The organism is Streptomyces sp. ATLC9 (genome assembly GCF_057196705.1).
Genome location: NZ_JBXUOY010000181.1, coordinates 1 through 11065 on the forward strand (window position 1 = coordinate 1; position 11065 = coordinate 11065).

12 protein-coding genes are annotated in these 11065 nt (G+C 73.2%); 7 read left to right on the forward strand and 5 right to left on the reverse strand.

Annotated features, from left to right (window positions below; translation table 11 throughout):
- Positions 1 to 130: 130 nt before the first annotated feature.
- Entirely contained in the window at positions 131 to 391 is a 261-nt protein-coding gene (locus tag AC2CJA_RS18275; protein ID WP_484603771.1) for a hypothetical protein, read from the reverse strand.
- Between the two features lie 389 nt (positions 392 to 780).
- Between AC2CJA_RS18275 and AC2CJA_RS18280 the strand changes: the two genes are divergently transcribed.
- A complete protein-coding gene (locus AC2CJA_RS18280) occupies positions 781 to 1962 on the forward strand; it encodes a methyltransferase domain-containing protein (protein ID WP_484603772.1) in 1182 nt (393 codons plus the stop codon).
- A gap of 103 nt (positions 1963 to 2065) precedes the next feature.
- Here AC2CJA_RS18280 and AC2CJA_RS18285 read toward each other — a convergent pair whose 3' ends face one another.
- The gene (locus tag AC2CJA_RS18285; protein ID WP_484603773.1) at positions 2066 to 2800 is read right to left on the reverse strand and encodes a lytic polysaccharide monooxygenase; all 735 of its coding nucleotides are present in this window, start codon (positions 2798 to 2800) and stop codon (positions 2066 to 2068) included.
- A 645-nt stretch (positions 2801 to 3445) separates the two neighbouring features.
- Here AC2CJA_RS18285 and AC2CJA_RS18290 point away from each other — a divergent pair.
- From AC2CJA_RS18290 to AC2CJA_RS18310, 5 genes are all read left to right on the forward strand, one after another.
- Positions 3446 to 3835 (forward strand): beta/gamma crystallin domain-containing protein, encoded by a 390-nt coding sequence (locus AC2CJA_RS18290; protein ID WP_484603774.1) that lies wholly within the window; start codon positions 3446 to 3448, stop codon positions 3833 to 3835.
- Between the two features lie 438 nt (positions 3836 to 4273).
- On the forward strand, positions 4274 to 4603 hold the full coding sequence (locus AC2CJA_RS18295) for a class I SAM-dependent methyltransferase (protein ID WP_484603775.1): 330 nt from the start codon (positions 4274 to 4276) through the stop codon (positions 4601 to 4603).
- Entirely contained in the window at positions 4600 to 5901 is a 1302-nt protein-coding gene (locus AC2CJA_RS18300; protein WP_484603776.1) for a hypothetical protein, read from the forward strand. Before AC2CJA_RS18295 ends, AC2CJA_RS18300 begins: the two co-directional genes overlap by 4 nt.
- 176 nt (positions 5902 to 6077) lie before the next feature.
- Complete coding sequence (locus AC2CJA_RS18305) at positions 6078 to 6926, forward strand: helix-turn-helix domain-containing protein (protein WP_484603777.1); 849 nt, start codon at positions 6078 to 6080, stop codon at positions 6924 to 6926.
- Complete coding sequence (locus AC2CJA_RS18310) at positions 6905 to 7111, forward strand: DUF397 domain-containing protein (protein WP_484603778.1); 207 nt, start codon at positions 6905 to 6907, stop codon at positions 7109 to 7111. Before AC2CJA_RS18305 ends, AC2CJA_RS18310 begins: the two co-directional genes overlap by 22 nt.
- A gap of 290 nt (positions 7112 to 7401) precedes the next feature.
- On the opposite strand, the gene AC2CJA_RS18315 is transcribed toward AC2CJA_RS18310, so the two are convergent.
- Genes AC2CJA_RS18315 through AC2CJA_RS18325 form a run of 3 tightly spaced genes read right to left on the reverse strand, consistent with a single transcriptional unit; the run spans position 7402 to position 10272 of the window.
- Positions 7402 to 7701, reverse strand: a complete 300-nt coding sequence (locus AC2CJA_RS18315) for a hypothetical protein (protein WP_484603779.1) — start codon at positions 7699 to 7701, stop codon at positions 7402 to 7404.
- 10 nt (positions 7702 to 7711) lie between these two features.
- Positions 7712 to 9970, reverse strand: coding sequence for a 4-alpha-glucanotransferase (gene malQ, locus AC2CJA_RS18320; protein ID WP_484603780.1), 2259 nt, complete (start codon positions 9968 to 9970; stop codon positions 7712 to 7714).
- Between the two features lie 38 nt (positions 9971 to 10008).
- Positions 10009 to 10272: a hypothetical protein gene (locus AC2CJA_RS18325; protein WP_093849159.1), complete on the reverse strand. Its 264-nt coding sequence runs from the start codon at positions 10270 to 10272 to the stop codon at positions 10009 to 10011.
- A gap of 408 nt (positions 10273 to 10680) precedes the next feature.
- Between AC2CJA_RS18325 and AC2CJA_RS18330 the strand changes: the two genes are divergently transcribed.
- Positions 10681 to 11065, forward strand: a 385-nt coding sequence (locus AC2CJA_RS18330) for a glycoside hydrolase family 20 zincin-like fold domain-containing protein (protein WP_484603781.1), incomplete at its 3' end; no start/stop codon positions are given.

Sequence of the window (11065 nt, forward strand, 5' to 3'; positions counted from 1 at the left end):
CCCGCGCGGGCCCGGGGGTGGGGCCCGCCCCCCCCCGCCGGGCCCCCCCCACCCCTGCCCGGGGGGGGGGGGCCCCCCGGCCCGCTTCCGGCTCACAGCCGCCTCGCACCGGACACGGGACGGGGCGGCGTCACCTGACCGCCGCCCTCTCCAGGGCGGCGGTCAGGACGCGGGCGGTCTCCAGGTTGCAGCGCCCCAGCTCCACCAGCGGACGCGGGCCGACGGTCCGGGTGCAGGACGCCAGGTCGATGCCGAGGGAGGGCAGGGTGATCCCGTTTTCGGCCAGGGCCGCGTGGAGTTCGACCACCGCCTCGGTGGATGCGCTGATCGCATCGGTGACCGGATCGCGGCCCGCCGCGTCGGCGGGCGGGACCGTGGGGAGGTCGTACATGGGCGCGGTGCCTTTCCGTGCGTCGTGTCGCCTATCGCGTTCGGCTCACCGCACAGCGTGACGTGCCGCGGGGGCCGTCCGCCAGAGGAACCGGCTCAGCAGCCGCACTGCGCGCCTCACGAAACCGCAGATGAAAGGCGCTGGAGCGGGCCCGGGCAATCCACCACTCAACTCCCGCGCCGTTGGCCTGAGTCATCTTCCCCGCACGCTGGGTGACCTCTAGCGTCTCCTTCCGTCACCCGCTCACGACGAACGGAAGGACCGTCCATGGCAGACGGCACGAGGAGCAAGCACGCCGGAAAGCCGGCCCCGATCAGGCCGTGGAACCCGCCGCCCCAGCCGCCCTCCCCCGACGGCGGCCCCGCCAAGCCCAAGCGGCGGTGAACGCGGTGACGAGTACGACGGGCGCGGCGGAAGCGGCAGGCACGGCGGACACGACGCGGCGGCGGTGGCACGAGTCCCACCGGCGCCTGCTGGACGCCGTCTCGGCCTCCGGCGCCCTCACCCCCGACTGGCGGCCGTCCTTCGAGGCGGTACCGCGCCACCTCTTCCTGCCAGAACGGGTCTGGCGGTACGGCGCGGACGGATACGTTCCCGTCCACCGCGCCGGGGAACCCGATGCCTGGTGGGAACTCGCCTACGCGGACGAGCCGGTCGTCACCCAGCTCGACGAGGGTGCGGCCGGCGGCCCCGGCGAGGCCACCTCCTCCAGCTCCATGCCGTCGCTCGTCGCGCGGATGCTCGCGGAGCTGGAGGTGGGCCGCGGTGGTGAGCGCGTTCTGGAGGTCGGCACGGGCACCGGCTGGAACGCCGCCCTGCTCGTCCACCGCCTCGGCGACGCCCGGGTGGTGACCGTCGAGGTGGATCCGGCCCTGGCCGAACGGGCGCGGCACGCGCTGGCCTCGGCCGGCCGCGCGCCCCGGGTGGTGTGGGGCGACGGCGTGTCCGGGTGGGCGCGCGGCGCGCCGTACGACCGGGTACTGGCGACGTGCTCGGTGCTGCGCGTACCGGGGGCGTGGGTGGCGCAGACCGCGCCCGGCGGGCGGATCGTCGCGCCCCTGCACCGGGATGTGTGGTCCGGGGGCCTGGTCTCCCTGACCGTCCAGGACGGCGGCCTGGCACGGGGGAGGTTCACCGGTTCGGCGTGGTTCATGCCGCTGCGCGCCGACCGGCTGCCCGCCCCGGCGGTGGACTCCGCCACCGGCCGCTCCTCCACCACCGGCCTGGACCCGGCCCGGGTCACCGAACCAGGCTTCTGCGCCTGGGCGTTCGCCCGCCTGCCGGACATCACCATGACCTACGCCGACGAGGACGGCGGCGCCCGGCGCCTCTGGCTGACCGGCCGCGACGGCTCGGCCGCGACCGCGGCCGGGGACGGCCGGAGCGGAGACGGCGGCGGCCTCTTCGAGGTCTGGCAGTACGGTCCGGCCTCCCTGTGGGACCGGGTGGAGGCCGCCTGGAGCGCGTACGAGGCCGAAGGCCGCCCTGAGCAGGGCGAGTTCGGTCTGACGGTCACCCGTGACGGCCGCCAGGAGGTCTGGCTGCGCGACCCGGCGCACGTCATCGGCTGACGGAGCGGCCCGTACACGCGCGGCGGGAAACGGGGAGGGCCGGCGCACGCCCCGGCGGGCCCGCGCCGCCCCGGCCGCGTCACACGGTCACCGGATCACGCGGTCACGCGGCCGCGCAGGCTCCGAGGTCCTCCCAGACGCCCCACTCGCCGGCGGCGCCGGGCTCCTCGCCCCGCGTCCACCACTTGGCGCGCCAGGTGTGCCCGTCGTGGGTGACGGTGTCGCCGGCGGTGTAGACGTTCCCGGTGCCCCAGGCCGGCGAGGCGCAGGCGCCCGGCTCGCCGTCGCCGCCACCGTCACCGCCGCCGTCACCGCCGCCCGTGCCGCCGATGTTGACGTCGATGCAGGCGTAGAAGGCGTTGGTGGTGTCCGCCACGTTCCACACGGCGAGCACCTTCTGGCGGCCGGTGAGGCCGTCGAAGTTCACCTGGTGGCTGACCTGCGAGGGCGGCTGCACGCCCTTGCCGTCGAACTCGGCGATCTTCCGGTCGCCGATGAAGTACTGCCAGGTGTCGGTGGAGTGGCGCGCCGTCAGGCTCCAGGTGAAGGTGTGCGAGGAGCCGACCGGCGTGACCCGCCAGGCCTTGCTGTCGTCGTCGAGCTCGGCGAACTGCTCGTTGCCGCCGCTGCAGCTCTTGAGCCCCTTCGGCCCCTCCACGCTCTGCGGCTCGTACGAGATCTGACCGCAGTCGACGACGCCCTCGGCGCACTGGTCCTGGCGGCTGCCGGGGTCGGTGACCCAGCCGTGGGCGTTGGCCGTGCCCGCCGGGAGACTGACGGCGAGCAGGGGGGCGACCATCGCGCCGAGCGCAAGGGCCACTCGCTTCTTCGTGTTCATGCCATTCTACTTTCTTCGGTGTCGTCGAGGCCGCCGCCCGGAAGCCCGGCGCGACCGGGTGGGGTACGGCTCCTACGCCGCGCCGGTCGCGCCGCCCCGCCGGATGGCGCGGGTGCGCGGACGCACCGGATGCCGCGACGGGCATCACCGTCCACGCACCGTGCCCTCACACGGACGAGCCGTGGGACGAGGGCAGGGTCCGAACCAAGGTCTAGACCTCATGTGTTCAGGTCTAGACCTTAACGACGGACCGTTCTCGGTCAAGGGGTTGAACGCGGCGAACCACCGGACAACTCGGCGCTCGGACAACGGCCTTGGCCCGGGCTCGACCTGCGGCACACCCCTCCCGCGCCCGTCCCGACCGACCGGCGCCCCTTCCCTCATTCCGCCCGCGCGGCAGCGCCCGACGGAAAACCGCGCACATTAACACATCACGAGAAACAACGTGTTACGAATCTCGTTAACCGGTTTTCCATGCCACCCTCCCGAACTGGGAACACCGACTCCGACCGATTCAAACATGCCGCACACCACACCGTTCGCACGGGTTCTCGCGAACGCGTCGATCTGGCTGGTAATCGCTTTCCCGTAAAAGGGAGCGTGTGTGACGGTGGGTTCTCCGAACCCGTCCACAGGAGGAAAACAATGAGGCTCTCCGTACGCCGTTCCCTCGGTGTCGTGGCGGTCGCCGCGGGCGCGCTGGCCGCCACGGCCGTACCCGCCACGGCCACCACGGCCACCACGGCCACCACGGCCACCACCAACGGGACGCTGATCAACCGTACGGACTGCAACGAGAACAGCTACCTCGAGATCCACAACAACAACGGCCGCGACACCCTCTGCTTCGCCAACGCCGGCACGATGCCCGTCGCCATCTACGGCGTGAACTGGGTCGAGTCCGGGAACAACGTCGCGACCCTCGATTTCCAGCGCAGCCTGAGCAATCCGAGGATCGAAACCATCACCCTTCAGAAGTGGAGCTCGTGGAACCCCGGCCACATCCACAAGGTCATATCGATCAGGATCCACTGAGGCCGGAAAACCGCCGGACACCCTGCGGGGAACCTCTGTTCACCGGGTTGCGCCTCCGGCTCCTCACCGAGCCGTTCACGCCCCGGCACCGAGGTTGAGAACGAATTCCCGCGGTAACGGCTGACGAGGCTCCTGGCGGGCGGGCCGTCGCACGAGGTCGTCCCTCCCCGCCAGGAGCCCCCGCGCCCGTCCGCCCATCGGCGACCGGTCCGCCCGTCCCGGCCCCGCGCTCCCTCGGCCGCCCCCGCCTCCTCCGGTGCGTCACGAACCCGCAGGCGACCACGCACGCGTTTCACATACGCGCCACCGGCGTCCCGGGTAACACGGGGAGGCCCCGGCCACACCCTCCTGACCAGAACTCGATCTCGCAGCGCCCCGGAAGGCCGGTAGCCTGACGAGAGGCCGCAGAAGCGGCGCGGCGGCGAGCGGAGGTGAACTGTGGACCGGCGTGAGGTGTTGGGGCACTACGAGGGCCTCGCCGCCGAGTTCGACGAGCACTGGGTGTACGGCTCGGACTACATCCCCTGGATGTCCGCCCGCATCGCCGGAGCACTGAGCCTGTCCCCCACCGACCGGGTGGCCGACATCGGCTCCGGTACGGGGCTGTTCGCCCGTGAGATCGCCCGCTCCGTCGGGCTCACGTACCCGCTGCTCTGCGTGGAACCGTCCGCGGCCATGCTGCACCGGCTGGAGGAGTCCAGCCCGGCTGGTTTCCTGCGGCTGTTCGCCGATCTCGCCCCGGTGCTGTCCACCGAGTTCTACCGGTGACCGCCGGGCCGCCCCTGGAGACCGTCACCGGAGTGCGGCAGGTGCTGGCCGTGGTGCTGCCGGTCCGGCTGCCGCGCGAACCGGGCGGCCCGGAGTGGGCCGTAGGACCGTTCCCCTTCGGACTGGGCGAGCGGCGCACCGACGCCGCGACCCGCGCCACGTACTTCGCCCCGGCCTCGGCCCGGGTTCTGTACGGCACCCCGGACCGCCCCTGCCGCTGGCACCGGACGGCGGCGGCCGAGCACGAGGGGCTGCGTCTGGAGGGCCTGGAGCTGCTGCGCGCCGCCACCGTGCGCGAGCCCACCCGTGCCCTGGCCGTCCTGCACTTCACCGTCTCCCGGCCCCTGCTGCCGGTGCTGCGGGCCATCGGCCACCGCCACCCGGCCGGCCCCGACCCCCTCACCGGCCCTCTCGCCCCCGGGCGCCTGCTCGGGGAAACGGCCGAAGTCCGCGACGCCACCGGCGCGTTCGCCATCACCCGCCCCTACACCGTCGCCTTCCTCACGCCCGGCCCCGGTCACGCCCCGGCCCTGCGTCCCACTCCGCAGACACCCGTCCCGCCCGCTGCCGACCGCTGGCTGTGGCAGCTCGCCTCCCGGTCCGTCCCCGCCGACTACCCCCTCGCCCCCGAGACCGCCGCCGAGGAACTGAGCCGGGCGGTACGGATCTCCGCCGACTGGAGTGCCCTGGTCCTGCGCCATGGCACCGCCTTCCTCGGCCACCGGCCCGACCCCGGCGGAGACGACTTCTACACTTTCGCCGCCCTGCACGCCCGCACCGTCTACCTCGACGCCCTGCTGCTCGGCTCCCTCCAGCGCGACCACATCGACGAACTGACCGACGAACTCTCCGCCGTCTTCGACGACGGCTCCCGCCTGACCGCCCGTGTCGCCGCCCTGGAACGGAACATCGCGCGCTTCCGCAGCACCTACTGGCGCCAGCACCTCACCGCCCACGGCCCCGCCAATGACCTGCTGCTCGCCTTCCAGAACCAGCACCGGCTGCCGGAGCGCTTCACCGAGATCCTGGCCGAGGCCGCCGACTACAGCCGGCTCGTCCAGACCCAGGAGAGCCAGCAGATCAGCGGCGCGCTCGGCGTGCTGACCATCCTCGGCCTGCCGCTGGGCACCGCGCTGGGCATCCTCCAGGTACTCGGTGACGACTCCCCCGCGCACCTGCTGGCCGCGCTGGGGCTGTCGGTGGTGGTGACGGCCGCCGCGCTCACCACCCGCTACGGCCGCCTGGTCCTCTCCTCGCTGCGCGGCGGCCCCGGCTCCGGGCGCCGCCGGCGCCGCTGACCTCGGGCGGCTCCGGGCGGTTCCGGCCCACACTTCTCCTGTTGGGCAAGGCCGTGGGACCGGCGAACACCTTCGGGGGAATCATTCGCCGAACACGCCGTTCCAGTCACTCTGTGTGCTTGCGTGGAACGGAAGTCCAAACCCGCATGCCCGTTCCGTGACAGGGGGAGCCCGCCATGACCGAGCCCAGGCAACTCGACCCGTACGCCTCGCCCAAGACCTTCTACGGCGCCGAGCTGCGCCGTCTGCGCGAGGCGGCGGGCCTGACGCAGTCCCAGCTCGGCGAGCGCGTCTTCTGCTCGGGCACCTACGTCGGCCAGTTCGAGACGGCGGTGCGCCGCCCGCAGCAGGACACCTCCAAGCTGTTCGACGAGATCCTCGGCACCGGCGAACACCTGCAACGCCTGTGCCGACTGGCCCGGGAGAACAAGTACCCGGACTACTTCGCCGACGCGGCGGAGCTGGAGCAGATGGCGACGACCATCAGCGAGTACGCGCCCATGCTGGTGCCGGGCCTGTTGCAGGTTGAGACCTACACACGGGCCATCACTCGCGCGGCACTCCCCCTCGCTTCGGAGGAGGAGGTGGAGAAGCTGGTTCGGGCTCGCATGGATCGGCAGTACCTTCTCAACCAGTCAACTGCGCCACAGTTGTGGGCGGTCCTCCACGAGACAGTGCTCCGGGTCCCGATGGGAGGACCGACAGTCATGCATGAACAGCTCATCCATATCGCTCAACTGGCGCACTCCCACCGGATCATGGTGCAGGTTCTTCCGTTCACCGCTGCGGCGCACGCACTCTTGAACGGCATGGCGTCCCTGATGACCTTCCGCGACGCACCGCCTGTCGTCTACACAGAGAGCGCTGGCACCGGCCAGCTCATCGACGAACCGGTCATGGTGGAGCGATCCCAGAAGTCATACGATCTCGTCAGGGCCGCTTCGCTGCCTCCTATGGCGTCCCTGGACCTGATCGAATCGGTGGCCGAGGAGTACACGACATCATGCGCACCGCATACGACCTGAACACCGCTGTCTGGCGCAAGTCGTCCTACAGCGACGGCACCGGCGGGAGCTGCGTCGAGGTCGCCGACGGCTTCCCCGGCGTCATACCCGTCCGCGACAGCAAGACCCCCGAGGGGCCCGCGCTGGTCTTTCCGGACGCCGACTGGTCCGCCTTCGTGACAGCGGTCAAAGACAGAGTGCTCTGACAGCCCGCGGTCATCCCGGTCACCGGCGGGGTGGGACGGCCAGCGGCCTTCCCGGGCTGGACGGCGACGGCGCGATGGTGGACGAGGAGGGGCGCGTCTACGAGCAGGTCCGCGTGACGATCCCCACCGCACGTGCCCACGTGCCGGCCGCCGCCGGGGCCCTGACCGTCCGGGATCCGTGCGGCTGCGGCGGCGGCTTCCAGTGGTCCGGCCGAGTCCGAAAGTGTCACCGGCCACCGGCTGTCCGCTCTTGCGGGCGGTCGGAGGCAGGGTCCGGGGCGGGCCGCGGGTCAGCCCTGGTTGGGCTCTTGGCGGCCGGCGACCTGACCGCTCTTGCGGGCGGACTTGTCGCCGACCATCACCAGCGCGGCGATGATCGCGAACAGGGCGACGGGCGCCACGACGTACAGGCCGAGGGTCTCGACCACGCTCAGGCCGGTGCCCGGGTCGTCGCCGTCGTCGCGGTAGAGGGCGAGGGCGGAGGGGGAGGCGACCAGCAGCGTCAGCGCGGTGAGGGCGGTGACGAATCCGGCGCGCGCGGCGGTGCCGGCGCTCCTGACGTTCTCGTTGACCTTGACCTTGTTGTCCACACGGTCAACGCTAGCGAACCTCTCCCGAGGTCACGCGCCCAGGGGGGCCTTCGGGCTCGGCGTGGCTCTCCCCGTACCGCCCCGAGTACCGCCCTCCGTGCTGCCCGGGAGCCGGTATGCGGCGCTCGCGCGGCCCGTGCAGCTCCTCGTACACCGTCTCCAGCAGGTCGCGCATCCGGGGCGAGGTGACCAGTTCCTCCAGGGTGACGGGCCTGCCGTCGCCGTCGGCGACGGGCAGCCGCCAGTTGGGGTACTGGTCCCAGGTGCCCGGCACGTTCTGCGGGCGCCGGTCGCCGACGCCGTCGGGCAGCCAGACCCCGACCATCCTCGCGGGGGTGCGGGCCAGGAAGCGGTACAGGCCCCTGATCTCGCTCTCCTCCTCGCCCGGCCCTTCCGGCAGCAGGTCCAGACGGGTCAGGTGGGAGATCCACTCGGCGGTCTCCATGGCGTCCCGGGCCTGCTCCTCGGCGAGCGGGCCGGACAGCAGGCCGAGGCCGTCGCGCAGCGCGACGTGGTCGCCGCTGAGGCGGGCGGCGGTGCTGGGCAGGTCGTGGGTGGTGGCGGTGGCCAGGCAGTCGGCACGCCAGTCCCGCGGCTCCAGCGGCTGGGGGACCTCGTGGTCGGGGGTGCGGATGTGGTCGTAGTCGCGCTCGAACCACAGCACGGAGGTGCCCAGCACGCCGCGCCCGGCCAGTTCCCCGCGCACGCCCGGCTCGACGGTGCCCAGGTCCTCGCCGACGACGACCGACCCGGCGCGGTACGCCTCCAGGGCGAGCACTCCGAGCATGGCCTCGGCGTCGTAGCGCACGTAGGCGCCCTCCGTGGGCGGGCGGCCCTCGGGGACCCACCACAGCCGGAACAGGCCCATCACGTGGTCGATGCGCAGGCCGCCGGTGTGCCGCAGCAGCCCGCGCAGCAGCGTGCGGTAGGGGGCGTAGCCGGACGCGGCCAGCGCGCCCGGGTTCCAGGGCGGCAGGCCCCAGTCCTGGCCGCGGGGGCTGAAGGCGTCCGGCGGCGCGCCGATGGACATACCGGTGGCCAGGAAGTCCTTGAGCGCCCAGGCCTCGGCTCCGGAGGGGTGGACGCCGAGCGCCATGTCGTGCACCAGGCCGATGGACATGCCCGCGTCGCGGGCGGTGCGCTGGGCGCGGGCGAGCTGGGCGTCGGTGAGCCAGGCCAGCCAGGTGTGGAAGTCCACCCGGTCCAGCAGTTCGCCGCGGGCGCGGGCGGTGGCGGCCGAACGGGGGTCGTCCAGGCCGGCGGGCCAGGAGCGCCAGTCGGGTCCGTGGATCTCGGCGAGGGCGCACCAGACGGCGTGGTCCTCCAGGGCCTGGCCCTGTTCGGCGAGGAAGTCGCAGTACGCGACGTGGCGGCCGGGGCCGAGGGGGGCGGTGCGCACCAGCGCCAGGGCGCGGCGCTTGAGCGACCACACCGCGTCGCGGTCGATCATCCCGTCCTTGGCGAGGGCGGCCTCGCGCAGTCCGGCCGCCTGTGCCAGCAGGTCGTCCGCCTTGGCGCGGGCCCCGCCGCGCAGGTAGGCGTACTCGGGGATCTCCTCGATCCGCAGGTGCACCGGGTCGGCGAAGCGCCGCGAGGAGGGGCGGTAGGGGGAGGGGTCCACCCTCTCGCCCTCGGCGGCGGGCACGGCCGAGTGCAGGGGGTTGAGCTGGATGAAGTCGGCTCCGGTCGCACGCCCGGACCAGGCGGCGAGGTCGGCGAGGTCGGCCAGATCGCCCATGCCCCACGAGCGTGAGGACAGCAGCGAGTAGAGCTGGACGAGCAGGCCGAAGGAGCGGCCCTGGACGGCCGGGAAGCGGTCCGGGGCGACGATCAGGGCGGCCTGCGCGGTGCGGCCGCCGGGGGCCTCGGCGTGGAGGGTGTGGCAGCCCAGGGGGAGCCGTTCGCCGTCGGCGTCCGGGTCCGCCCCCCAGTCCAGGGTGCGGCCGTCCTCCGTCTCGACCCTCAGCTCGGTGCCGTCGGGGAGCGGGGGGACGCCGCCGCGGACGGCGGGCGGGGAGGTGGCGGGCGGGGATGCCTCGCCGCGGGAGGCCGCGCGTACGGCGACGGTGGGGGGCAGCAGCCGGGCCGCCTCCTCGCGCGCGTGGCGGGCCAGGGCGTCGCGTACGGCGTCCGGGGTGGAAGCGTCGACTCCCAGTGCGGCGAGCACTTCGACGATCGTGTCGTCGGGCACCCGGACCGTACGGCCCGGGGCCGGGTCGTAGGAGGTGCAGACTCCGTGTGCCGCGGCCAGTCGCGCCAGTCGGCTCATGGGAACTTCCTCCGCTCTCCCCCTGGGCTCGCCGGGGCTCAGATCTCCGCGGAATCCGTTCCGTATCCCACCCCGGCCGGTTCGCTGGTCAGCGGCAGCTCGGCGGCCAGCGGCGGCTCACTGGTGAGCGGGGCGGCGTCGGCGAGTGGGGGCTCGCTGGTCAGCGGCGTCTCGGCGTAGTCCCAGGAGCAGGAGCCGTCCAGGCCGGAGTCGGGGTCGGAGACTCCGGACAGGTCGATCGGCTCCTGCCCCTGTTTGGGAAACAGGGGGAGGGGAGTGAGGAGTTCAGCGGACGCGGCCACGGGGGCCTCCGTTCGTTGCTGTCGGTCGGACATGAGGGGCCCTACCCACTGAGGCGGAGCCCAGACACTTTCGACGGGGTAAACGTGAGGTGGGTCACACACTCACCACCGACGATTTCACGGCGTGATACGCCTGCCAGCGTAGGACATTCGAGCAAAGCGGGCATCCCGGCCAAGGTTTACCGCCTCTTCCCGGACCGGCCGCCCGGGAGGGGCGATCGGCCCGTCCCGTCCGGCCCCGGCCGCGCCGTTCGACAAACCGGGCACTTCGGCCCCTGTCGTTGACACCTTCACCACGGCGGTGATGGGCTCGTTACCTACCGGCGGGTCCGGTGCCCGGCCGCAGGGCCGGACGGAACGGGCCGGAAGACAGGTCGGGGAACGGGTCGAGAGGGGCCTGAGGAACACGTGAACCACGCGACGCATGGCCGCGCCGCCCGCCGGACCGGTGCGACGGCACTGGTCGCGGCCGTCCTCGGCGGACTGCTCGGCGGCGCACCGGCCGCACACCCGGCACCACCGCGGGACGCGGCCGCGCAGGAGCCCGCACGGGACGCCGCGGGCTCCGACGACCGCGTCCGCCTGGACGGCGCCCCCGGCGTGTGGCCGCGCCCCCAGTCGCTGCGCACGCGCGGCTCCTCCGTGCCCGTCGGGCGAGAGGTGCTGCTGGTCGCCGACGAGGACGCCGACCCGTACGCCCTCGACACCGTCCGCGACGTCCTGCGCGCGGCCGGGGCGCGCGAGGTGCGCACCGTACGCCCCGGGGAGGAGACGCGCGCCGACGGGCTGGTGG